A 22,327-nucleotide genomic window follows, 5' to 3' on the forward strand; every position below is an offset into this window, starting at 1 on the left:
GTATGAGATTTCCTCCATGTCCGCCTGTCAGACGCCGATCATTGTCGCCCTCGACTTTCCCACCCGCGAAGCTGCCCTGCGGCTGGCTGACCAGCTGGATCCCAAGCTGTGCCGGGTCAAGGTGGGCAAGGAGCTGTTCACCAGCTGCGCCGCCGAAATCGTCTCGACCCTGCGTGACCGGGGCTTCGAGGTCTTCCTCGACCTGAAATTCCACGACATCCCCAACACCACGGCGATGGCGGTGAAGGCTGCTGCCGAGATGGGTGTGTGGATGGTCAATGTGCACTGCTCCGGCGGTCTGCGCATGATGGCGGCCTGCCGCGAGACCCTGGACAAGTTCAACGGTCCCAAGCCGCTGCTGATCGGCGTGACCGTGCTGACCAGCATGGAGCGCGAAGACCTGGCCGGCATTGGCCTCGACATCGAGCCCAAGGAGCAGGTGCTGCGCTTGGCCGGTCTGGCCGACAAGGCCGGCATGGATGGCCTGGTGTGCTCGGCCCAGGAAGCCACCGACCTCAAGTCCGCCTATCCGCGCCTGCAACTGGTGACGCCGGGTATTCGCCCGGCCGGCAGCGCCCAGGACGACCAGCGCCGTATCCTCACCCCGCGCCAGGCCCTGGATGCCGGTTCCGACTACCTGGTGATCGGCCGCCCGATCAGCCAGGCCGCCGACCCGGCCAAGGCGCTGGCCGCAGTCGTCGCCGAACTGGCCTGACGCCGCTGGCGCGCTGCCCTGGGCAGCGCGCCGTTCGCGCCGATCAGCGCACCTTCAACACCAGCTTTCCGAAGTTCTCTCCGCTGAACAGCTTGCCCAGGGTTTCCGGGAAGCTTTCCAGCCCCGTTACCACATCTTCCTTGCTCTTCAATTCGCCACTGGCCAGCCAGCCGGCGATGTCCTTGACCGCCTCGCCGAAGCGCGGCGCGTAATCGAACACCACCATGCCTTCCATGCGCGCGCGGTTGACCAGCAGCGCCAGGTAATTGGCCGGACCTTTTACCGCTTCCTTGTTGTTGTACTGGCTGATGGCGCCGCAGATGACGATGCGCGCCTTGCGATTGATGCGGGTGAGCACGGCATCGAGGATGTCGCCGCCAACGTTGTCGAAGTAGACGTCCACGCCCTTCGGGCATTCGCGCTTGAGGGCGGCGTGGAGGTTCTCGGCCTTGTAGTCGATGGCGCCATCGAAGCCCAGTTCCTCCACCAGGTAGCGGCACTTGTCGGCACCGCCGGCGATGCCCACTACGCGGCAACCCTTGATCCGTGCGATCTGCCCGGCAACGCTGCCCACCGCGCCGGCGGCCCCGGAAATGACCACGGTTTCCCCGGCCTTTGGCTGGCCCACGTCGAGCAGGGCGAAGTAGGCGGTCATGCCGGTCATGCCCAGGGCAGAAAGATAGAGGGGCAGGGGAGCCTGGTTCGGGTTGACCTTGTGGAAGTCGCGCGGCTCGCCCAGGAAGTAGTCCTGCACGCCCAGCACGCCGCTGATGTGATCGCCCACCTTGAAGTCCGGATGCACGGAGGCCACTACCTTGCCGATGCCCAGCGCGCGCATCACTTCACCGATGGCCACCGGGGGGATGTAGGAGCGTGCGTCGTTCATCCAGCCGCGCATGGCCGGGTCCAGGGACAGATAGAGGTTCTCCACCAGCACCTGACCGGAGGCGGGCTCGCCGACCGGGGTTTCCACGTAGGAGAAGGTCTCCCGGGTGGCCGGGCCTACCGGACGCTGGGCAAGGAGGAACTGGCGATTGAGCGTGGACATGGCAGGAACTCCAGAAGGGAAAGTTCTGGTGATAGTCGGCCAGCGGGGGCGGGGCAAGTTCGGTGATCGGGCGGAATGTCCCGTCATGGATGGCAATGATCTGGTGGCGAGTGTTTCATCAGCGTTCTGGATGGTGTGTTCACCAGAGCCCTGATGATGCTGACGTTGCACACAGGCGACTGAATAGACTTCGCCCCAGTTTCCACTCCCGTCGAGGATGCACAGATGAGCATGAAGTTCTCCGGCCAGGTCGCCCTGGTAACCGGCGCCGCCAACGGTATCGGCCGCGCAACCGCCCAGGCGTTCGCTGCCGAGGGCCTGAAGGTGGTGGTATCCGATGTGGACGCTGCCGGGGGCGAAGGCACCGTGGAGCTGATCCGCGCCGCTGGCGGCGATGCCGTGTTCATCCGCTGCAACGTGACCCGTGACGCCGAGGTCAAGGCGCTGATGGAAGGCACCCTGGCCGCCTATGGCCGCCTCGACTATGCCTTCAACAACGCCGGCATCGAGATTGAAAAGGGCAAGCTGGCCGATGGCGACGAGGCGGAGTTCGACGCCATCATGGGCGTCAACGTGAAGGGCGTATGGCTGTGCATGAAGCACCAGATCCCGCTGATGCTGGCCCAGGGCGCTGGTGCCATCGTCAACACCGCTTCGGTGGCCGGCCTGGGCGCGGCGCCGAAGATGAGCATCTATGCCGCGTCCAAGCATGCGGTGATCGGACTGACCAAGTCCGCAGCCGTCGAGTACGCGAAGAAGAAGGTCCGGGTAAATGCCGTATGCCCGGCGGTGATCGACACCGATATGTTCCGCCGTGCTTATGAAGCCGACCCGAAGAAGGCCGAGTTCGTCGCCACCATGCACCCGGTGGGGCGCATCGGCAAGGTCGAGGAAATCGCTGCGGCGGTGCTCTACCTCTGCTGCGATGCGGCTGGCTTCACTACCGGTCATGCCCTGGCGGTGGACGGCGGAGCCACTGCTATCTGAAGAACGGTAGGAGCGAGCTTGCTCGCGAACGGTTCCGCCTTCGCGAGCAAGCTCGCTCCTACGAAGTCATGTGCTGTTGCGAATTCAAGGCGCCTTCCGGCGCCTTTTTCATTTGTCCTTGCCAGTGTCGACGTTGAGGATCAGCAGGGTCAGTACCCCGGCGATCAGGCCCCAGAAGGCCGAACCGATGGACAGCAGGGTCATGCCCGAAGCGGTAACCATGAAGGTGATCAGCGCCGCTTCACGCTCCTTGGGCTCCTGCATGGCGGCGGTCAGGCCGTTGCTGATGGAGCCGAACAACGCCAGGGCAGCGATGGACAGCACCAACTCCTTGGGCAGGGCGGCGAAGAGCGCCGCCAGGGTTGCGCCGAAAGTGCCGGCGATGCCGTAGAAAATCCCGCACCAGACGGCGGCGGTGTAGCGCTTGTTGCGGTCCTCGTGGGCATGGGGCCCGGTGCAGATGGCCGCGCTGATGGCCGCCAGGTTGATGCCGTGGGAGCCGAAGGGCGCCAGCAGCAGCGAGGCGATGCCGGTCACCGAGATCAGCGGCGAGGCGGGTACCTGATAGCCGTCGGCGCGCAGCACCGCGATACCGGGAATGTTCTGCGAGGCCATGGCCACCACGAACAGGGGGATGCCGATGCTGATTACCGCCGTGACGGAGAATTCAGGTGTGGTCCACACAGGTTCGGCCAGGGCGAACTCGAAGCCGTTGAAATCCAGCAGGCCCAGCGCCGCCGCCATCACGCAGCCCACTACGAGCGCCACCAGCACGGCGTAGCGTGGCTGCAGGCGCTTGAACAGTAAGTAGCTGAAGAACATCGCCAGGACCAGGGTGGTGCGATGCTGGGCGGCGATGAAGATTTCACTGCCGATCTTGAACAGGATGCCCGCCAGCAGGGCCGCCGCCAAGGACGCTGGAAGGCGGCGCATCAGGCGCTCGAAGCCCCCGGTCAGACCCACCAGCGCGAGCAGGGCGGCGCAGACGACGAAAGCGCCGATGGCCTCGCCGTAGCTCACACCCGGCAGGCTGGTGATCAGCAGGGCCGCGCCCGGCGTGGACCAGGCAACGACTATGGGCGTGCGGTAGCGCAGGGAGAGGCCGACGGTGGTCAGGGCCATGCCGATGGACAGCGCCCAGATCCAGGAGGAGATCTGCGCGCTGCTGAGCCCCGCGGCCTGGCCGGCCTGGAACATCAGCACCAGGGAACTGGTGTAGCCGGTGAGCATGGCGATGAACCCCGCCACCACGGCAGAAGGCGAAGAGTCGGCCAGGGGGCGCAGCCGTGCGGGGTTGGCCGGGGATTCGGACACTTGGGTCATCAGATCTTTCCGTTGACGTCGACCAGGATGGGGTAGAGCGAAGCCACCAGCAGCAGGGCCATGCCGATGTTGAACAGGCGCAGTATGCGCGGTTCGGACAGCCAGCGACGCATCAGGCTGCCAGCCACCGTCCAGAGGCCGACGCTGGGGCAGTTGACCAGGGCGAACAGCGCGGCGATCAGGACCACATTGACCACGAAGTTTTCCTGCGGCGTGTAGGTGGTGATGGCGCCGATGGCCATGACCCAGGCCTTGGGGTTGACCCACTGGAAGGCCGCGGCCTGGAGGAAGGTGAAGGGCTTCGGCCGTTTCTCGGAGTTGTTGGCGTCCGGTGCGCCTGAGCCGGCGATCTTCCAGGCGAGGTAGAGCAGGTAGGCGGCGCCGATGTAGCGCAGCGCGATGTAGAGTTCGGGGATCTGCCGGAACACCTGGGAAAGTCCCAGGCCCACGGCCATCACCAGCACCATGAAGCCGAGGCTGATGCCGAGCATGTGCGGCACGCTGCGGCGCACACCGAAGTTCACGCCGGAGGCGAGCAGCATCATGTTGTTGGGGCCGGGGGTCACCGAGGTGACGAAGGCGAAGAGGATGAAGGCGAAGATCAGTTCCAGGCTCATGGCGGTCACCTTGTCGTTGTGTCCGCAGACTAAAGCTTGGGAACTTGCAACGTCCCCGTACAGCAACACGCGCGTTGAGCGATACAGTCGATTGGCACCTGGGGGATCTGCGGCTACTGTGTTGGTTTTCCGCCTGGAGAGACGCACATGGACGAGAATCCCTACGCCGCGCCGCGGGTGGATCTGGTCGAGGATGCCGGTCCACGGCAGATGAACGGCTGGACCCCGGGAAACCTCAAGCTGCTGGGCTGGCTGAGCCTGGTCAGCGCGGTGGGCACCCTGGTCATTACCGGTTTCGCGGTGGCCGCCGGTGTCACCGAGGACCCACGGCTGGTCAGCGTTTCCGACTGGATTGGCGTGGCCCTGACCTTCCTCGGCTGCTACCTGCTGATCCGCTTCAAGCTGTTCGCCGAGGCGCGGTTCTCCGCCGAAGGGCTGGCGCCGCCAATCTGGGCGGTGATCGTCGTCAGCCTGGGAATCGAAGTACTGGACCTGCTGATGGGCGATGCCAGTACCGAACCCGGTTGGCCGATGCTGCTCTACTTCGGGGTGATTGCCTTGCTGGGAGCCCTGACCGCGTGGTTCGGGATACGTCTGCTGAAGGTGCAGAACGTCTATCCGGTGTTTCGTGTGATGGCCTGGCTGGACCTGGTCGGCGGGATCATGATGGCCACCATCGTGCTGATGATGCTGGGCCTGTTGCCGCTGATCGCCAGCAGCGTGGCGATGATGCTGGTGTTCTTCCGTGGCGCGCGGGAGCTGGAGCCTTCGCTCTAGCCTTCCGAGGCTTCTCCCTGGCGTGCGGTGCACAGCGCCTGGTTGACCTCCAGCCAGCCGCGCACCGCTTCCTCCCCGGCTTCGCCAAAGGCGCGTTGCAACAGGCGCGCCTGTTCCCGGCGCAGGGCCTGTTCCAGCTTCGCCCCTTCACTGGTGAAGCCGAGCATGCGCTTACGCTTGTCGTCGATCGCGGCCACGCTTTCCACCAGCTTCAACTCGACCAGTTGCCGTAGCGGCGTGTTCAGCGCCTGCTTGGTCACGCCCAGGTAGCCCAGCAACTCCTTGACGCTCAGCCCCGGGTACTTGGCGATGAAGAACAGGATGCGGTGATGCACCCGCGACAGGCCTCGGCGGGCGAGGATTTCGTCCGGCTTGCTGGTGAAGGCCTGGTAGCCGAAGAAGAAGGCTTCCATGGCGGCTTGCTGAATGGTGGGATTTTTCAGGTCAAGCATATTGACGTATCTGTCGCGGTCGTCGTAGTTTCGGTCAAGCAGTTTGACTTAATTTCCTCGCTTCCGCACCCGGTGACAATCCATGGCCTTCTCCGAACGCATCGCCCGCCTGAAAAGCTCCCTGATCCGCGAAATCCTTGCAGCCGCCCAGCGTCCGGAAGTGATGTCCTTCGCTGGAGGCCTGCCGGCCGAGCCGATGCTGCCGAAGGTGGATTGGGACGAGATGCCGGCCAGCATGGGCCAGTACGGCATGAGCGAAGGCGAGCCGGCGCTGCGTGAAGCCATTGCCGCCGAAGCGCGAGCCCTCGGCGTGCCCTGCGAAGCGAGCCAGGTGCTGATCGTCAGCGGCTCCCAGCAGACCCTGGACCTGGCCTCCAAGCTGTTCATCGATCCGGGCACCGAAGTACTGCTGGAGGCCCCGACCTACCTGGCGGCCCTGCAGGCGTTCCAGCTGTTCGGCGCCGATTGCATCGCCGTCCCCCAGGAAGCCGACGGCCCCGAGATCGCGGCTCTGCGCCAGCGCCTGCAGCAGCACAAGCCGTCCTTTGCCTACCTGATCCCGACTTTCCAGAATCCGTCCGGCACCCGCTACAGCGAGGCCAAGCGCGATGCGGTCGCCGCGTTGCTGGACGAGTTCGGCGTCACCCTGATTGAAGACGAGCCCTATCGCGAGCTGGTGTTCGATGAAGGCGCCGCCACTCCCATCGTCAGCCGTCTGAAGAAGGCCAGCTGGATCTACACCGGTACCGTGTCCAAGACCCTGCTGCCGGGCCTGCGCGTGGGCTTCCTGATCGCCACACCGGATCTCTTCCCGCACCTGCTGCGCCTGAAGCAGTCCGCCGACCTGCACACCAACCGCATCGGCCAGTGGCAGGCGCTGCAGTGGTTCGGTACCGAGCAGTACCGTCAGCACCTGGCCGAGCTGCGTGACTTTTACCGCGTGCGCCGTGATTCCATGCAGGCGGCGCTGGAAGAGCACTTCGGCGAGCTGGCCACCTGGGAAATCCCCCAGGGCGGGCTGTTCTTCTGGCTGACCCTGAAGCAGCCGCTGGACACCCGCACGCTGCTCAAGCCGGCGCTGGAGCAGAATGTCGCCTTCATGCCGGGCGAACCTTTCTTCATCGATCCGGACCAGCACCCGGGCCACCTGCGCCTGAACTTCAGCCACGTAGCACCCGAGCGGCTGGGCGAAGGCCTGAAGCGGCTCGCGGGTGTCATCCGTCAAGCCCAGGCAGCGGAAGCTGCCTGACCACCGGGGAGGGAGTAGCGATGTACAAGGTTTATGGCGACTACAAATCCGGCAACTGCTACAAGGTCAAGCTGATCCTCAACCTGCTCGGCCAGCCGTATCAGTGGATTCCGGTGGACATTCTCAAGGGTGAGACCCAGAGCGCCGAATTCCTGGAGAAGAACCCCAACGGCAAGATCCCGGTACTGGAGCTGGAAGATGGCACGACCCTGTGGGAGTCCAACGCCATCCTGAATTTCCTCGCCGAAGGCACCGACCTGCTGCCCGCCGAGCCGCGCCTGCGTACCCAGGTACTGCAGTGGCAGTTCTTCGAGCAGTACAGCCACGAGCCCTATGTCGCAGTGGCGCGATTCATCCAGCTGTACCAGGGCATGCCGGAAGATCGCCTGGAGGAGTACAAGGTCTGCCAGGTGCGTGGGAACAAGGCACTGAAGGTGATGGAGAAGCAGCTGCAGCGCACGCCGTACCTGGTGGGCGACCAGTACTCCATCGCTGATATCGCCCTCTACGCCTACACCCATGTGGCCCACGAAGGCGGATTCGACCTCTCCGGCTACCCGGCGATCCTCGCCTGGCTGGACCGAGTGGCCAGCCACCCGCGCCATGTGGGCATGTTCGGCTGAGGTTCTCTGATTCACGAAAAAAGCCGGCGCAAGCCGGCTTTTTCGTCTCTGGCAGACAGCGAGCGCCAGGCGGAAATCAGTTGCTCCGGGCTGTCCGGTGTTCAAGGTCCGGGAACCGCTCGCGGTGAGCCGCAATACTGTTCACGACCTGGCTGCAGGTTGTTCTCATCTTATTGATTGGAATCAAGATTTTCCCCGCTGTCAGCCACTAGCCTACCGGCCGTTTCGAAATTTCAGACAATGCCGGGCGGCGCGGTGAGGAGAGCAAGTGGCGTATCTCGAGTGGGAAAGTGATCTGGACACCGGCATCGAGGTCATCGATGGCCAGCACAAGCGCATCGTCGAGATGATCAACGACTTGCATGCCGCCCAGTTGCAGATGGACAAGGCGGCTGTCGCCCGGGTGATCGAGGAAGTAGTCGACTACACGTTGTCGCACTTCGCCTTCGAAGAAACCCTGCTGGAAGATGCCGGTTACCAGTTCAGCCGGGCCCACAAGAAGGTCCACGAACTGTTCATCCGGCGAGTGAACGTGTTCCGCACACGTCATCAGGCTGGTGATGATGTGGCCGACGAACTCAAGGATCTGCTCGGTCGCTGGCTGTTCAATCACATCCGCAACGACGACGCCAACTACGTCGAAGCGGTCAAGGCCAACATGCAGCAGTTGACTCGGGATGACAGCAGCGGCGGCTGGCTATCGCGCTCGATGAGACGCTTCTTCGCTTGAGTGCTTGTTGCGGCCTCTTTTCGGCATTCATGGCGGACCTACCGGCCCTGTACTAAGTTGGACGCTCCAGCCTGCCAACAGGCGTTTCCGGGAGTGTCGACCATGAAATATCGAGGCAGCTGCCACTGCGGGAAGATCGCCTTCGAAGTGGAAGGCACCCTGGAGCAGGTCATGGAGTGCAACTGCTCGTTGTGCAGCCGGCGCGGTTACCTGCTCTGGTTCGTCCCGCGCGAGCAGCTCAAGCTCGCCACGCCCGAGTCCGATCTTTCCACCTATCGCTTCAATCGCATGCATATCGCCCACCACTTCTGCGCCAATTGCGGCTGCGCGCCCTTCGGCGAGGCCACCGATCCGAAGGGAAAGGCCGTGGCCGCGGTGAACGTGCGCTGCCTGGAGGACGTGCCCCTGGACGGTCTCAAGGTGGTGAAGGTGGACGGGCGGAGTTTCTAGTCGGCGAAGCTCAGGCCGCTGACCAGGCCGCTGTCGAACAGCCTGCCGAGCGCCTCGCCGGCTTCGGCTTCGTGCCCTTGCCAGGGGCAGGCAGCCAGCACCCAAAGGCCGGCATCGGGCTGTTCCAGCTGGCCACCGAAGCGCGCGACCAGGAGGTGCAGATGCTGTTGCAGCTTTCTCGCGCTCCGGTGCTGTGCGTGGATCAGGATTGTGCAGGGCGTTGTGGTCGACATGGTCCATCTCCTTCCGAGAGGCGTGAGCCGGGGAATGTTTGGAGATGCCAGCTTGCGCGCGCCATCGTGACAATCCGATAGCCAATCGCCCGGAATACACCGGGGCCAATCCCGGATTGGCCTCTGCGCCGAGCGGAAACAAAAAAGCCGGCTTGCGCCGGCTTTTTCGGGGGTAGCGAAACTCAGTTGTTGATCAGGCTGAGGAATTCGCTACGGGTGGCGGCGTTTTCGCGGAATTCGCCGAGCATCACCGAAGTGACCATGGAGGAATTCTGCTTCTCCACGCCGCGCATCATCATGCACATGTGCTGGGCTTCGATGACCACTGCGACGCCCAGGGCGCCAGTGACCTGCTGGATGGCTTCAGCGATCTGGCGGCTGAGGTTTTCCTGAATCTGCAGGCGGCGGGCGTACATGTCGACGATGCGCGCCACCTTGGACAGGCCCAGCACCTTGCCGTTGGGGATGTAGGCCACGTGGGCCTTGCCGATGAACGGCAGCAGGTGGTGCTCGCAGAGCGAGTACAGCTCGATGTTCTTCACCAGCACCATTTCGCTGTTGTCGGAGCTGAACAGGGCGCCGTTGGTGACTTCTTCCAGCGTCTGCTGATAGCCGCGGCAGAGGTACTGCATCGCCTTGGCGGCACGCTTCGGAGTATCGAGCAGGCCTTCGCGGGAGACATCCTCGCCGAGCTGGCCGAGGATCGCGGTGTAATTCTGTTCCAGGGACATGGAAATTCCTGTGGGGGTTTACGCAAAGGCGCAGGGTAGGGCGCGAAGGGGCGGCTGGCAAGGGCGCCATGCGCCAGCGTGAGTCATTTTTCGGGCGCGGGCAGACGGCTGGCCCAATGCTCGGCCCATTCCGCCAGCGGCAGGCAGTGCAGCGCCAGTTCTTTGCCGTCCGCCGTCAGCTCATAGCCCGCCTCGCCGTTTTCCACCAGCAGCGCCTGACGTAATTCTCCCAGGCGGGTGTTGAGAACCGAGGGTGACAGGCCTTCGCAGCGCGCCTGCAAGTCGCGAAAGGTCGCCGGTCCCTGGTGCAGTTCCCAGAGGATACGCAGGCTCCAGCGTCGGCCGAGGAGGTCGAGCAGCGCCATGATCGGCCGCCCGCTGGTGGAACCGCGAACCGGTTGGCCGGGAAGGGGTGTGGTCATGGTCGTTCCTGTTGCTTCTAATTTAGTAGCAAGTCTTGATTCTGAGTGCTACGTTTTCGGTAGCGTATCAGTCCAACAGGAGTACCGCCATGAACGAACCTCGCATCCAGCCCGTCGAGGCCCCCTACGATCCGGACATCCAGGCCGCCTTCGACCGGGTGATGTCAGGCGCACCGCCCCTGCTGCTGTTCCGCTGCGTCGCGCGCAATCCGCGCGTGCTGCAGCGGATGATGGCCGGCGGGCTGCTGGATCGCGGAAGCATCAGCCTGCGTGAACGAGAACTGCTGATCCTGCGCAGCACCGCCCGTTGCGGCGCCGAGTACGAATGGGGCGTGCATGTGGCGGCGTTCAACGCCAAAGCGGGGTTCAGCCCGGCCCAACTGGCCGACACCTGCCGGGTGCCGGTGGATGCTGGGATTTGGGATGAGTCGGAGTTGGTATTGCTGGCCATGGCCGATGCCCTGCATGAGCAGGCGGATATCGACGACGACCTGTGGCAGCGCCTGCGCGGGTACTTCAGTGAGGAGCAACTGGTGGAGTGCGTGATGCTGGCGGGCTTCTATCACGCAGTGTCTTTCCTGGTGAAAGGCCTGCGGGTGGCACTGGAGAATTTTGCGCCGAGGTTCCCGCTAGTGGACCAGTGAGGATCGAGGATCTCGCGAGCTAGAGCGAGGCAAGGCAAAAACTGCCGAGGAAGCGGACTGGGCTCGCACACGAGTTTACGACTGTAAATGAGCATTCCGAGGCTGTTTTTAACGCAGCATCGCCGACGCGCAGCAGATCCTTGGTTACTCGTCGCGACCTTCGAGCATGGTCCGGCGCAGCATCACATAGACGGCGCCGGTGCCGCCGTGCTTCGGCATGCAGGAGGTGAAGCCGAGTACCTGCGGATGCTGGCGCAGCCAGGTGTTGACGTGGCTCTTGATCAGCGGACGCTTGCCGTCCAGGCGTGCCGCCTTACCGTGGGTGACACGCACGCAGCGCACTTCGAAGCGGGTGGCTTCGGCGATGAAGTCCCAAAGGGTTTCGCGGGCTTTTTCCACCGTCATGCCGTGCAGGTCGAGGCTGCCCTCGAAGCCGATCTGGCCCTGCTTGAGTTTGCGCATCTGGCCTTCCTGCACACCGTCGCGAGCCCAGTAGAGTTCGTCCTCCGCACCCACGTCGATGACGAACTGGTCGGACAGGCCATCCACCTTGATGTTCGTTTGCGTGACCGTGGCGTTCTGCCGACGGTTGGCGAGCTGGCGGTTGTCGATCCTGGGCTTGCCGGTGTCTGCGCGATCGTCATGGATACGCTTCACACCGCGCATCTGCTCGGTGAACAGGGAAAAATTTTCGTCGTTGTGGGCGTCGTCTTGCATACAGGCCTCCGCGAAGGGCGGCTAGTGTACCCAAATGCCCGGCGCCAGGCTCAGTCGCGTTTCTTCATCAGGTGCGGGGACATGCTGAGGCCGTTGCGGCGCCTGGAACGTCGTCGGCAGAGGCGCCAGCCGAGTACGCCGATCCAGAGAAAGAGCAGGCCGAAGAGCAGCAGCACGATGGCAGCGCCGGTGCTGTCGTTGAGGGGGCCGAGGGCAGGTGGGCGGCCCAGGAGGGTGGCGGCGCCGGCCATTGCCAGCAGCACGCCGAAGCCGGCGAGCAGTGCGGCCAGTGCCGCTGCGAAACGCCAGCGCCAGCTGCCCGGGCCTCGGGGGCGCAGGCGGCGGGCATCGAAACCATCGGATAACTTCATCCGCACGTCCTCTTGCTTGATCGGGGTATGACCGGCGCCTTCTGGCGGTGGTTCCGGCCAACCCCGTCGCGGATGTCGCGGGATGTACGGCGCGTCTTTAGATGAGCGCCTTGGCCTGCGGCACCACGCTGGCGAAGTTATCGGCCAGGGCGATCACCTCGACTCGGTGCATTTCTTCCGCGCTGATGACGCCGCCATCGACGGTCGGCAGGTCGCGGGTCGCGCAGGCAGCGCTCACCAGCGTGCAGCGATAACCATAGTCCTTGGCGGCGCGGACCGTGGTGCTGATGCTGGAATGGGTCATGAAGCCGCAGACGATCAGGTCCAGGTGGCCAATGGCTTGCAGGCGGTCATGCAGGTCTGTGCCGGCGAAGGCGTTGGGCAGGCGCTTCTCCACCACGATCTCGCCCGGCAGGGGCGCGGCTTCGGGCAGGTGCTCGCCGCGTTCGCCGCGGGGGTCGAAGATGCCGCCGGGGACGCCGAGGTGTTTCACGTGGACGATCGCGCTGCCCATGGCGCGGGCGGCAGCAAGGAGGCTGGCGATTTCGCCAAGGGCGGCATCGAGGCCGGGCAGGGCGAGAACACCGCTGCGGTACTCTTCCTGGGCGTCGACGATCACCAGGGTGGCATTGTTCAGATTGGCCGGCGGATAGCCGCGGCCACTGAGCTGGAACATGGATTTGGGAGCGGACATGCGAATCTCCAGGTACGACATGGCCACCATTGTCCGCCCTGCGACGGAATAAGTGAACCATGGACCAAGGTCCAGTTGCCTCGCGATTGTCGGTCTTCAGTTGTCATGCGGCTTGCTGGAGGGGATCGGGTGCAGCGTCGGGGAGGCCGTTCGTCGGCCGCTGCGGGCTGCCCCTGAGCGACAGGGGTGGTAGAATCTGCGGCCCGTTTTCTGAGGTAGCTGCCGTGTCCGAATCCCGCCTGCGCACCCTGCGTGACCACATCCGCTGGGCTGTCAGCCGTTTCCATGCCGAAAACCTGTTCTTCGGTCACGGCACCGATAACGCCTGGGATGAGGCCCGTCAGTTGGTGCTGGGCGCGCTGCACCTGCCCTATGAGATTGCCGACAGCTACCTGGATTGCCGTCTGGAAGAGGAAGAGTGCGCGCACCTGCGTGAACTGCTGCGCCGCCGCATCGAAGAACGTGTGCCGGTGGCCTACTTGCTGGGCGAGGCCTGGTTCTGTGGCATGCCCTTCGTGGTGGATGAGCGGGTGCTGGTGCCGCGTTCACCCATTTCCGAACTGATCCAGCAGCAGTTCTCCCCCTGGTTGCCCCAGGACCCGGCGCGGGTGCTCGACCTCTGCACCGGCTCGGGCTGCATCGGTATCGCCTGTGCCCACGTGTTCCCCGAAGCCGAGGTGGTGCTTGGCGACCTCTCCTTCGACGCCCTGGAAGTGGCCAACCTGAACATCGAGCGCCACGGCCTGGAAGACCGCGTCTACACGGTGCAGGGCGACGGCTTCGACGGCCTGCCGGGACAGCGCTTCGACCTCATCGTGTCCAACCCGCCCTACGTGGATGAGGAAGACTTCGCCGACATGCCGGTGGAGTACCACCACGAACCCGAACTGGGTCTGGCCTGCGGCAATGACGGCCTCGACCTGGTGCGGCGAATGCTGGCCGAAGCGGCGGACCATCTCACTGAGAAGGGCCTGCTGATCGTGGAAGTGGGGAACAGCCAGGTTCACGTGGAAGCGCTTTATCCGGAGGTGGATTTCCTCTGGCTGGACTTCGAGCATGGCGGCCACGGCGTGTTCATGCTCAGCGCCAACCAGTGCCGCCAGCACCAGGCGCTGTTCCGCTCGCGGCTGATTCCCTGACCCGTCGGATCAGCGGGTAGTAATCCAGATCAGTAGGCCGGCCTGGAATACCGCAAAGGCCACCAGGCAGGCGATGGTGAAGCGCAGGCCGCCGTCTTCGCGTTTGTAGATGGCGATGCGCTCTTCCAGTTTGCGAATCTCCACGTCCTGCCTCTGCAGGTTCTGGTCGGCCTGTTCGAGCATGGCGGCGACTTCCTGCAACCCGAGGATCTGCACCTTCTCGCGGTGCCAGTCACCGTGCAGTTCGCTGACCCGGCCGGCGCCGTAGGTGGCTTTCAGCTGAACGTTGTCCAGGTAGGTCACTTCGAAACCCTGTGCTTTGAGCACGTGGTCGCGGCGCAGGCGGGTTTCGTTGTCCAGGGCGTCCTTGGCGGGCAGGGCGCCACCTTCTACCCGATAGTGCGCCCAGCGTTGCCTGGCCCAGGCAATGCCCTGGGCCAGCAGGAAGCGACCCAGGCCGCGGTTCTGTGGTTCCAGGTTAAGACCGCTGTCCGGACCGAAGCGGACTTCCTTGTTGCGATGGTCGGCCCAGACCTCCAGCAGATTCTGTTCCTTGCGCACCTTTTGCCCGGGCAAACCGATGCTCAGGCGCAGCATGCTCTGCTCGCTGTTGTGGCGCTCCACGCGACCCAGTTCGACGAAACGCAGTGGCCGTGCCCCGGTATGGCGGTCAATGGGCAGGGGCGCGAGGCGCAGGAGGTCGAAGTGCTCGGCGACCAGCTCCGCCCATGGATGGGGCTGGGGCACGGCCTCTTCGGCGCTCTGCTGTTCGGCTGGGCTTTCGGTCATGGGGAAGTACCTTGTAGGAGCCTGTGACGACGTATCTGGTACGTCAGTCCAGATTCTGTACGCAATTGCCTACGCCAGGCCAGATTTCCTACAGAACCGTTCGTCTTATCGGCCGATTCCCGCATTTCTGGAGTCGGGCAGCCCCTTGATAAACGCCAGGATGTGCGTGCCCAGTTCCTGCGCCAGGGGCAGCTGCGGATTGCGATAGGACGCCAGCTGCTGCTCCATGTCCATGGGCACGATGCGCAGCATGTGGTTCATGCCTTCGACGATCACCAGTTCGGCGTCGGGGCGGGCGACCTTGAGCTGCTCGGCATCGCTCACACTGACCTGGATATCGCTGCTGCCCTGCAGGATCAGCGCCGGAATCCGCAGCCGGCCGAATGCCTGCGCCGGGTCCTGGCGGAACAGGGAGATCAGGTAGGGCTGCACGCTGGGGCGGAATAGCGCCTCTAGCGGCTGGGGCACTTCGGCCACCTGCTGGCCGGCACGCAGGCTGGCCAGCAGTGCTTCGCTCTGGGTCAGCAGGGGCGGTGTCAGACGGCTCTGCAACTGGTCGCGCAACAGTTGGTCGATGGGGCGGGCACTGCCGGAAATGCTGATCAACGCATCGGCGCCAGCCGCATCCGCCGCCAGGCTGGCGATCAGTGCACCCTCGCTGTGGCCAATCAGGATGAGCTTCGAGAAGCGCGGATCCTGCTTGAGGGACTGCCCCCAGGCCGCTGCGTCGCGGGTGTAAAGCTCGATGCTCAGCTGGCGTTCGTCGGTTCCGGCATCGCGACTGGCAGCAATGCCGCGCTTGTCGTAGCGCACGCTGGCAATGCCATTGCGTGCCAGCAGTTGGGCGAGTTTCTTCAGGCTGTCGTTGCGCCCGCCGATGGGGTTATTGCCGTCGCGGTCGGTGGGGCCGGAGCCGGCGATGATCAGCGCCACCGGCACGGGCTGGTCGGTCTTCGGCCGCAGCAGGGTGCCGCGCAGGATGCCGTTGCCGGTGTCCAGTTCGACCGGGCGTTGCAGCACGCTCTGGGGGGCAGCCTGGGCCAGGCCGGCGAGGAGGGGGAGTAGGAGGAGAAATAGTCGCAGCATCGGGACGGGGTCGGTGTCTGGAGTGGCGGGTTGGACGCGGGTGCTGGCACAAGGTTCGAGGGGTGAACTGGCCAGGCGCCGCGGGTATACTGCTCGACCTTCGAATCGAGGCCAATTTCTGCGGAGCACTGTGCATGTCCGGCAACACCTACGGCAAGCTGTTCACCGTCACCACCGCTGGCGAAAGCCATGGTCCGGCGCTGGTCGCCATAGTCGACGGCTGCCCGCCGGGGCTGGAACTGTCCCTTGAGGACCTGCAGCGTGACCTCGACCGCCGCAAACCGGGCACCAGCCGCCATACCACCCAGCGCCAGGAAGCCGACGAGGTGGAAATCCTCTCCGGCGTCTTCGAAGGCAAGACCACTGGTTGCGCCATCGGCCTGCTGATCCGCAACACCGACCAGAAGTCCAAGGACTACTCGGCGATCAAGGACCTGTTCCGCCCGGCCCACGCCGACTACACCTACCACCACAAGTACGGCATCCGCGACTACCGTGGCGGCGGCCGTTCTTCGGCGCGGGAAACCGCCATGCGCGTGGCCGCCGGCGCCATCGCCAAGAAATTCCTGGCCACCCAGGGCATCACCGTGCGTGGCTACATGAGCCAGCTCGGTCCCATCGAGATTCCCTTCAAGACCTGGGATTCGGTGGAGCAGAACGCTTTCTTCAGTCCTGATCCGGACAAGGTGCCCGAGCTGGAGGCCTACATGGACCAGCTGCGTCGCGACCAGGATTCGGTGGGCGCCAAGATCACCGTGGTTGCCGAAGGCGTGCCGCCGGGCCTGGGTGAGCCGATCTTCGACCGCCTGGACGCCGAACTGGCCCATGCGCTGATGAGCATCAACGCGGTGAAGGGCGTGGAAATCGGCGCCGGCTTCGACAGCGTCTCCCAGCGTGGCACCGAGCACCGCGACGAGCTGACGCCGGAAGGCTTCCTCAGCAACAACGCCGGCGGCATCCTCGGTGGCATCTCCTCGGGCCAGCCGATCGTCGCCAACCTGGCGCTCAAACCCACCTCCAGCATCACCACCCCCGGCCGTTCCATCGACATCAACGGCAACCCGGTGGAGGTGATCACCAAAGGCCGCCATGACCCTTGCGTGGGCATCCGCGCCACGCCGATTGCCGAAGCCATGATGGCCATCGTGCTGATGGACCACCTGCTGCGCCACCGCGCGCAGAATGCCGACGTGCGGGTGGAAACCCCGGTGCTCGGCCAGCTGTGACGGGCGGCGCGAACGCGCTGCCCTATTGGCGGCTGTCCAGTTTCTATCTCTTCTACTTTTCCCTGCTGGGCGCCACGGCGCCCTTCCTGGGCCTGTACTTCGCGAACCTGGGCTTCTCCAGTGCGCGCATCGGCGAACTGCTGGCCATCCCCATGCTGATGCGTTGCGTTGCACCCAATCTCTGGGGCTGGCTGGGCGATCGCAGTGGCCGGCGGCTGGACATCGTGCGCTTCGGCGCTTTCTGCACCCTGCTGACCTTCTCGTTGATTTTCGTCAGCCACAGCTATGCCTGGCTGGCGCTGATCATGGCGCTGCACGCCTTCTTCTGGCATGCGGTGCTGCCGCAGTTCGAGGTGATTACCCTGGCGCACCTGCGGGAGCAGGCGGCGCGCTATAGCCAGGTGCGGCTGTGGGGTTCCATCGGCTTCATCCTCACGGTGATCGGCCTGGGCAAGCTGTTCGAGCTGTTCAGCCTGGACCTCTATCCCTGGGCGCTGGTGTTCATCATGGGCGGCATCGTCCTCAGCAGCTTCTGGGTGCCCAACGCGACGCCCCAGGCCCGACCGGATGCGGCGGGGCAGGGTGGTTTCCTGGCCCAGTTGCGCCAGCCGGGCGTGCGGGCCTTCTATATATGTGTAGGGCTGATGCAGCTGTCCCATGGGCCCTACTACAGCTTCCAGACCATCTACCTGGAATCGCTCGGCTATTCGCGCAGCCTGATCGGCCAGCTCTGGGCCCTGGGCGTGGTGGCCGAGGTACTGCTGTTCATCGTGATGGCGCGCATCCTCGCGCGCTATTCGGTGCGAGTGGTGCTGCTGGCCAGCTTCCTGATCGCGGCACTGCGCTGGCTGCTGCTGGGTAATTTCGCCGACCAGCTGCCGGTCCTGCTGTTCGCCCAGGTGCTGCACGCCGCCACATTCGGCAGCTTTCACGCAGCCGCCATCCATTTCGTGCAACGTCGGTTCGGAGCACGCCAGCAAGGTCAGGGCCAGGCGCTCTACGCAGCCCTGGCCGGTACCGGCGGCGCTCTCGGCGCCCTTTACTCGGGCTACAGCTGGAGCAGCCTTGGGCCGCTCTGGACCTACGTCATCGCCAGTCTCGCGGCACTTGCCGCAGCCGTTATCATTGCCACCCGATTGCAGGAGGAGCGGGCATGAATCGCCAACAACTCGCCCAGGAAATCATCGACGCAGGCCGCTTCCTGTACGGCCGCGGCTGGTCGCCGGCCACCAGCAGCAACTATTCGACGCGGCTCTCCGCCAGTGAGGCGCTGCTGACCGTATCCGGCAAGCACAAGGGCCAACTCGGCCCGGACGACGTGCTGGCCACCGACATGGACGGCAACAGCCTGGAGCCGGGCAAGAAGCCTTCGGCGGAAACCCTGCTGCACACCCAGCTCTACCGCTGGAAGCCGGAGATCGGCGCGGTGCTGCATACGCACTCGGTGAACGCCACGGTGCTGTCGCGGCTGACCCTGGCCGACTCCCTGGTGTTCGCCGACTACGAACTGCAGAAGGCCTTCAGCGGCATCACTACCCATGAATCGCAGGTGCTGGTGCCGATCTTCGACAACGACCAGGACATCGCCCGTCTGGCCACCAAGGTGCAACCCTGGCTGGACGAGCATCCGGACTGCGTCGGATACCTGATCCGTGGTCACGGCCTCTATACTTGGGGGCCGCGCATGAGCGACGTCCTGCGCCAGGTCGAGGCCTTCGAATTCCTTTTCGAGTGCGAGCTGAAGACCCTCTCGATCACCCGACGCTGATGCTTCCTTCCCACGAAGGTGCCTGACTGACAACGGCGCCGTCCGACCCGCCCAAAGAGCCGGGAGGAGGCCCGCAAGGAGTACCCAGATGAGCAGCCTGACCGTCTACCACGAATCCAGCCCGGACCTGCCGAACAAGGTCCTGACCCACCTGGACGACATTGCCTCCACCCTGGCGTCCGTTGGTGTGCGCTTCGAGCGTTGGGAGGCTTCGGCCCCCATCGCCCCGGGTGCCAGCCAGGATGAGGTGATCACTGCCTACCGCCCACAGATCGACCGGCTGATGCGCGAGCAAGGCTATGTGACTGTCGACGTGGTCAGTCTGAACAGCGACCACCCGCAGAAGGCCGAACTGCGCGCCAAGTTCCTCGACGAGCACCGCCATGGCGAGGACGAAGTGCGCTTCTTCGTCGCCGGCCGTGGCCTGTTCACCCTGCATATCGACGACTACGTCTATGCGGTGCTCTGCGAGAAGAACGACTTGATCTCCGTGCCGGCTGGCACCCGTCACTGGTTCGACATGGGTGAGCACCCGCATTTCGTGGCCATTCGCCTGTTCAACAACCCGGAAGGCTGGGTCGCTAATTTCACCGGCGACGAGATCGCCAAGCGCTTCCCGCAACTGGAAGACTGATCCCGGCCTCGGTAGGAGCGAGCTTGCTCGCGAAACGTTGTGATTTCGCCAGCAAGCCGGCTCCTGCGACGGCAACATTCGATTCACCTGGAGTTTCCCAATGCCCATCAAGGCCATCCTCACCGACATCGAAGGCACCACCAGCGCGGTGAGCTTCGTCTTCGACGTCCTCTTCCCCTTCGCTGCGCGTCACCTGCCCGAGTTTGTCCTGACCCACGCCGATGAGCCGGCAGTGGTGCAGCAGATCGACGCGGTGCGCGCGGAAAGCGGCGAAGCCGGGGCCAGCCCTGAGCGGGTGGTGGAGATTCTCCTGGGCTGGATCGCCGAAGACCGCAAGGCTACGCCGCTGAAAGCACTCCAGGGGATGGTCTGGGAGCAGGGCTACCGCGCCGGCCAGCTCAAGGGCCATGTCTACCCGGATGCGGTGGAGGCGCTGCGCCGTTGGAAACAGGACGGCTACGACCTCTATGTCTACTCCTCCGGTTCGATCCAGGCACAGAAGCTGATTTTCGGCTGCTCCGAAGCGGGTGACCTGACTCCGCTGTTCTCCGGCTACTTCGATACCACTACCGGGCCCAAGCGCGAGGCGGCATCGTACCGGCAGATCGCCGCGGCCATTGGTCTGCCCGGCGAGCAGATCCTCTTCCTGTCCGATGTGGTCCAGGAGCTGGACGCTGCGCTCGAGGCGGGCATGCAGACCATCGGCCTGGCGCGCGAGGGCGGTGTGCTGGAAGGCCACGAGACTGTGGCCAGCTTCGCGGTGATCGATCTGGCGCGATTCTGACGCTGCCTGAAATCGTCTGACGGGACGCGAGGAAGGCCGCCGTCGGTCGATCTATCCTTGGGGTGACTGCATCCATCCGGGAGCGTCCCCCATGGGTTCCTGCCTCTGCGTCGCCGCGGCTTGTCCTGATCCGGACCTGTTCGGGATCGCCTGTGGCCGGGTTCCGCCATTGGCGACCTGGCCATGACCCGTTTCGTCATCCTGACGCTCATCGCGCTGCTGGCATTGCCGGTGGCCGCCGACCAGAAGTCGGCATGGCAGGCCCTGCGCGACGGCAAGGCCTTCCTCCTGCTGCGCCATACCACTGCCCCGGGCACCGGTGATCCGGAAGGATTCCGCCTGGGAGATTGCAGCACCCAGCGCAATCTCAGCGACCGGGGCCGTCAGGAAGCGCGGCGCTGGGGCAAGCTGCTGGTGCGACGCAAGGTGGATCAGCCACGCCTCTATACCAGCAACTGGTGCCGCGCCCAGGACACCGCTCAGGAGATGGGGTTGGGGGCCGTGGAAACCCTGTCGGCGCTGGATTCTTTCTTCCGCGATCCGGAAAGTCAGGCGGCGCAGATCGTGGAGCTGCGCAAGGCCATCGACAAGGTGCCCAAGGACCGGCCCGTGGTGATGGTCAGCCACCAGGTGAACATCAAGGCGCTGACCGGGGTGGAGCCTAAGAACGGGGAAGGGTTGATCATCGAGTTGCCGCTGGCGGAGCCGCCGAAGGTGCTGGCGCGCATCCGTCAGCCCTGAGTCAGATCAGCAGCAACTGATCCTGCTCCGGCTGCAGCTTCACGCCTTCCAGTTTCAGCAGTAGCGCCTTTCGCGCCAGGCCGCCGGCATAGCCCGTCAGGCTGCCGTCGCGGCCGATCACCCGATGGCAGGGAATGATGATGGAAATGGGGTTGGCGCCATTGGCCGTGCCCACCGCCCGCACCGACTTCGGATTGCCAATGCGTTCGGCCAGTTCGCTGTAGCTGGTGGTGTGCCCGTAGGGAATCTCCAGCAGGGCCTGCCAGACCTGCTGCTGGAAGGGCGTGCCGCGGGGCGCGAGAGACAGGTCGAAGCGCTTCAGGCGGCCTTCGAAGTAGCGGTCCAGTTGCCGGCAGGCTTCGTCGAACTGGCGGTCGGCCGGCTGCCAGTCGGCATTAGGGTATCCGCGTCGCTCGGTGTCCATGTAGAGCATCTGCAGGCCCGCATCGTCGCCCGCAAGCAGCAGGGAACCGGTGGGGCTGTCGTGAAAGCGGAAATACATGTCAGTTGTCCTCGGCATAGCTCTGCCAGAGATAGACGGCGGCATAGGCGCGCCACGGTCGCCACTGTTCGGCGCGGCTGGTCAGTTCCCGGGCGCTGATGCCCTCCGGTCCCCAGAGCGGCGACTTGAGCAGGCCGAGGTCAGCGGCGGGGAAGGCGTCCGGCTGGCCGAAGGCGCGCAGGGCGATGTATTCGGCGGTCCAGCGGCCGATGCCGCGCTGGGCGCAGAGACGTTCGATCAGGGCTTCGACGCCTGCCGTCAGGCTCAGTTCCAGGCTTCCGTCCGCGACCGCCTGGGCAAAGCGGCGCAAAGTGTCGACACGTTTGCCGGGCATGCCGATGCCGGGCAGCGGATCGTCGGCGATGGCCCGGGGTGTGGGGAATAGTCGTTGTGGACCGTCGCCTTCGGCATCTTCCAGCGGGTCGCCCAGTCGTTCCACCAGGCGTCCGGCAATGGTCACCGCGGCCTTTACCGTCACCTGCTGGCCGATGATGGTGCGCACCCCTTGTTCGAACGGGTCGAAGGCCACCGGCAGGCGCAGGCCCGGATAGCGCGCCAGCAGGCCCTGCAGCAACGGATCGCGTCCGAGGTGTCGCGCGATGGTGGCGGGGTCGCTGTCCAGGTCGAACATTTGCCGGATGCGTGGCGCCAGACGTGGGGCGAGATCTCTGGCTGCCGGGCTCAGTTCGAGTTCCAGGGCGCCTTGTGAAGGCCGCAGGCGAAACCAGCCAGTACGCTCGCCGAGGCGGAAGCTGCGGCAGTAGCTGTCGTCGGTCAGCTGCTCGACACCGGGCAGGCGGCGCAGGGCGAAATGTTGCTGGAACTGCTTCCAGCTCCAGGGCTCGAAGTATTCAAGGCGCATGGGCTCGATGGGC

General features: G+C 64.7%; 29 protein-coding genes. 15 read left to right on the plus strand and 14 right to left on the minus strand.

The genetic code is table 11. From position 1 onward, the window contains the following. Positions 1-16: 16 nt before the first annotated feature. Complete coding sequence (pyrF, locus tag E8F06_RS02125; protein WP_179062067.1) at positions 17-715, plus strand: orotidine-5'-phosphate decarboxylase; 699 nt, start codon at positions 17-19, stop codon at positions 713-715. A gap of 43 nt (positions 716-758) precedes the next feature. On the opposite strand, the gene E8F06_RS02130 is transcribed toward pyrF, so the two are convergent. Further along, positions 759-1,763 (minus strand): NADP-dependent oxidoreductase, encoded by a 1,005-nt coding sequence (locus E8F06_RS02130; RefSeq protein WP_280363700.1) that lies wholly within the window; start codon positions 1,761-1,763, stop codon positions 759-761. 225 nt (positions 1,764-1,988) lie between these two features. Between E8F06_RS02130 and E8F06_RS02135 the strand changes: the two genes are divergently transcribed. Next, entirely contained in the window at positions 1,989-2,750 is a 762-nt protein-coding gene (locus E8F06_RS02135; protein ID WP_280363702.1) for an SDR family oxidoreductase, read from the plus strand. Between the two features lie 108 nt (positions 2,751-2,858). Here E8F06_RS02135 and E8F06_RS02140 read toward each other — a convergent pair whose 3' ends face one another. Next, complete coding sequence (locus E8F06_RS02140; protein WP_280363704.1) at positions 2,859-4,073, minus strand: benzoate/H(+) symporter BenE family transporter; 1,215 nt, start codon at positions 4,071-4,073, stop codon at positions 2,859-2,861. After that, on the minus strand, positions 4,073-4,690 hold the full coding sequence (locus E8F06_RS02145; protein ID WP_280363706.1) for a LysE family translocator: 618 nt from the start codon (positions 4,688-4,690) through the stop codon (positions 4,073-4,075). The genes E8F06_RS02140 and E8F06_RS02145 overlap by 1 nt, the downstream gene beginning before the upstream one ends. 147 nt (positions 4,691-4,837) lie before the next feature. Between E8F06_RS02145 and E8F06_RS02150 the strand changes: the two genes are divergently transcribed. Beyond that, on the plus strand, positions 4,838-5,467 hold the full coding sequence (locus E8F06_RS02150; RefSeq protein ID WP_280363708.1) for a hypothetical protein: 630 nt from the start codon (positions 4,838-4,840) through the stop codon (positions 5,465-5,467). Here E8F06_RS02150 and E8F06_RS02155 read toward each other — a convergent pair. Further along, entirely contained in the window at positions 5,464-5,919 is a 456-nt protein-coding gene (locus E8F06_RS02155) for a MarR family transcriptional regulator (protein ID WP_280363710.1), read from the minus strand. The genes E8F06_RS02150 and E8F06_RS02155 overlap by 4 nt on opposite strands. Positions 5,920-6,001: 82 nt before the next feature. Between E8F06_RS02155 and E8F06_RS02160 the strand changes: the two genes are divergently transcribed. The 4 genes from E8F06_RS02160 (at position 6,002) to E8F06_RS02175 (ending at position 8,971) form a co-directional block, all read left to right on the plus strand. Next, entirely contained in the window at positions 6,002-7,168 is a 1,167-nt protein-coding gene (locus tag E8F06_RS02160) for a PLP-dependent aminotransferase family protein (protein ID WP_280363712.1), read from the plus strand. 20 nt (positions 7,169-7,188) lie between these two features. Next, positions 7,189-7,791, plus strand: coding sequence for a glutathione S-transferase family protein (locus E8F06_RS02165; protein WP_190829756.1), 603 nt, complete (start codon positions 7,189-7,191; stop codon positions 7,789-7,791). Positions 7,792-8,059: 268 nt separating this feature from the next. Next, entirely contained in the window at positions 8,060-8,521 is a 462-nt protein-coding gene (locus tag E8F06_RS02170) for a bacteriohemerythrin (RefSeq protein WP_280363717.1), read from the plus strand. Between the two features lie 102 nt (positions 8,522-8,623). Continuing rightward, positions 8,624-8,971 (plus strand): GFA family protein, encoded by a 348-nt coding sequence (locus tag E8F06_RS02175; RefSeq protein WP_280363719.1) that lies wholly within the window; start codon positions 8,624-8,626, stop codon positions 8,969-8,971. Here the strand turns inward: E8F06_RS02175 and E8F06_RS02180 are convergent. The 3 genes from E8F06_RS02180 to E8F06_RS02190 all read right to left on the minus strand — a co-directional run bounded on the left by E8F06_RS02180 (position 8,968) and on the right by E8F06_RS02190 (position 10,357). Beyond that, positions 8,968-9,204, minus strand: coding sequence for a hypothetical protein (locus E8F06_RS02180; protein WP_280363721.1), 237 nt, complete (start codon positions 9,202-9,204; stop codon positions 8,968-8,970). The two genes, E8F06_RS02175 and E8F06_RS02180, sit on opposite strands and share 4 nt — an antisense overlap. A gap of 182 nt (positions 9,205-9,386) precedes the next feature. Beyond that, on the minus strand, positions 9,387-9,935 hold the full coding sequence (folE, locus tag E8F06_RS02185) for a GTP cyclohydrolase I FolE (protein WP_280363724.1): 549 nt from the start codon (positions 9,933-9,935) through the stop codon (positions 9,387-9,389). Positions 9,936-10,018: 83 nt separating this feature from the next. Beyond that, the gene (locus E8F06_RS02190; RefSeq protein ID WP_280363727.1) at positions 10,019-10,357 is read right to left on the minus strand and encodes a helix-turn-helix domain-containing protein; all 339 of its coding nucleotides are present in this window, start codon (positions 10,355-10,357) and stop codon (positions 10,019-10,021) included. Positions 10,358-10,446: 89 nt separating this feature from the next. Between E8F06_RS02190 and E8F06_RS02195 the strand changes: the two genes are divergently transcribed. Further along, positions 10,447-11,001, plus strand: a complete 555-nt coding sequence (locus E8F06_RS02195) for a carboxymuconolactone decarboxylase family protein (protein WP_280363730.1) — start codon at positions 10,447-10,449, stop codon at positions 10,999-11,001. Between the two features lie 144 nt (positions 11,002-11,145). Here E8F06_RS02195 and E8F06_RS02200 read toward each other — a convergent pair whose 3' ends face one another. From E8F06_RS02200 to E8F06_RS02210, 3 genes are all read right to left on the minus strand, one after another. Beyond that, positions 11,146-11,718, minus strand: coding sequence for a Smr/MutS family protein (locus tag E8F06_RS02200; protein ID WP_280363733.1), 573 nt, complete (start codon positions 11,716-11,718; stop codon positions 11,146-11,148). A gap of 50 nt (positions 11,719-11,768) precedes the next feature. Next, on the minus strand, positions 11,769-12,089 hold the full coding sequence (locus E8F06_RS02205) for a hypothetical protein (RefSeq protein WP_280363735.1): 321 nt from the start codon (positions 12,087-12,089) through the stop codon (positions 11,769-11,771). Between the two features lie 97 nt (positions 12,090-12,186). Beyond that, the gene (locus E8F06_RS02210) at positions 12,187-12,783 is read right to left on the minus strand and encodes a cysteine hydrolase family protein (protein WP_151135041.1); all 597 of its coding nucleotides are present in this window, start codon (positions 12,781-12,783) and stop codon (positions 12,187-12,189) included. Between the two features lie 224 nt (positions 12,784-13,007). Here E8F06_RS02210 and prmB point away from each other — a divergent pair, with 224 nt between their 5' ends. Then, the gene (prmB, locus tag E8F06_RS02215; RefSeq protein ID WP_280363736.1) at positions 13,008-13,922 is read left to right on the plus strand and encodes a 50S ribosomal protein L3 N(5)-glutamine methyltransferase; all 915 of its coding nucleotides are present in this window, start codon (positions 13,008-13,010) and stop codon (positions 13,920-13,922) included. Positions 13,923-13,931: 9 nt separating this feature from the next. Here the strand turns inward: prmB and E8F06_RS02220 are convergent, their stop codons facing one another. Both E8F06_RS02220 and E8F06_RS02225 read right to left on the minus strand, forming a co-directional pair. Next, positions 13,932-14,711, minus strand: a complete 780-nt coding sequence (locus tag E8F06_RS02220) for a hypothetical protein (RefSeq protein WP_280363738.1) — start codon at positions 14,709-14,711, stop codon at positions 13,932-13,934. A gap of 105 nt (positions 14,712-14,816) precedes the next feature. Further along, positions 14,817-15,797 (minus strand): alpha/beta fold hydrolase, encoded by a 981-nt coding sequence (locus E8F06_RS02225; protein WP_280363740.1) that lies wholly within the window; start codon positions 15,795-15,797, stop codon positions 14,817-14,819. 134 nt (positions 15,798-15,931) lie between these two features. Between E8F06_RS02225 and aroC the strand changes: the two genes are divergently transcribed. From aroC to E8F06_RS02255, 6 genes are all read left to right on the plus strand, one after another. Further along, positions 15,932-17,023 (plus strand): chorismate synthase, encoded by a 1,092-nt coding sequence (gene aroC / locus E8F06_RS02230; RefSeq protein ID WP_280363742.1) that lies wholly within the window; start codon positions 15,932-15,934, stop codon positions 17,021-17,023. Continuing rightward, on the plus strand, positions 17,020-18,180 hold the full coding sequence (locus E8F06_RS02235; RefSeq protein WP_280363745.1) for an MFS transporter: 1,161 nt from the start codon (positions 17,020-17,022) through the stop codon (positions 18,178-18,180). The genes aroC and E8F06_RS02235 overlap by 4 nt, the downstream gene beginning before the upstream one ends. Further along, positions 18,177-18,791, plus strand: coding sequence for a methylthioribulose 1-phosphate dehydratase (locus E8F06_RS02240; protein ID WP_280363748.1), 615 nt, complete (start codon positions 18,177-18,179; stop codon positions 18,789-18,791). The genes E8F06_RS02235 and E8F06_RS02240 overlap by 4 nt, the downstream gene beginning before the upstream one ends. An 88-nt stretch (positions 18,792-18,879) precedes the next feature. Further along, the gene (locus E8F06_RS02245) at positions 18,880-19,425 is read left to right on the plus strand and encodes an acireductone dioxygenase (protein ID WP_190832545.1); all 546 of its coding nucleotides are present in this window, start codon (positions 18,880-18,882) and stop codon (positions 19,423-19,425) included. A 100-nt stretch (positions 19,426-19,525) separates the two neighbouring features. Next, positions 19,526-20,209, plus strand: a complete 684-nt coding sequence (mtnC, locus tag E8F06_RS02250; RefSeq protein ID WP_280363755.1) for an acireductone synthase — start codon at positions 19,526-19,528, stop codon at positions 20,207-20,209. Positions 20,210-20,392: 183 nt separating this feature from the next. After that, positions 20,393-20,950, plus strand: coding sequence for a histidine phosphatase family protein (locus E8F06_RS02255; RefSeq protein ID WP_280363757.1), 558 nt, complete (start codon positions 20,393-20,395; stop codon positions 20,948-20,950). A gap of 1 nt (position 20,951) precedes the next feature. Here the strand turns inward: E8F06_RS02255 and E8F06_RS02260 are convergent, their stop codons facing one another. Both E8F06_RS02260 and E8F06_RS02265 read right to left on the minus strand, forming a co-directional pair. Beyond that, positions 20,952-21,452: a methylated-DNA--[protein]-cysteine S-methyltransferase gene (locus E8F06_RS02260; protein WP_280363759.1), complete on the minus strand. Its 501-nt coding sequence runs from the start codon at positions 21,450-21,452 to the stop codon at positions 20,952-20,954. Position 21,453: 1 nt separating this feature from the next. After that, positions 21,454-22,314, minus strand: coding sequence for a DNA-3-methyladenine glycosylase (locus E8F06_RS02265; protein WP_280363829.1), 861 nt, complete (start codon positions 22,312-22,314; stop codon positions 21,454-21,456). Positions 22,315-22,327: the final 13 nt, after the last annotated feature.

This window comes from Pseudomonas sp. BN411, assembly GCF_029871235.1.
Classification (GTDB): domain Bacteria; phylum Pseudomonadota; class Gammaproteobacteria; order Pseudomonadales; family Pseudomonadaceae; genus Metapseudomonas.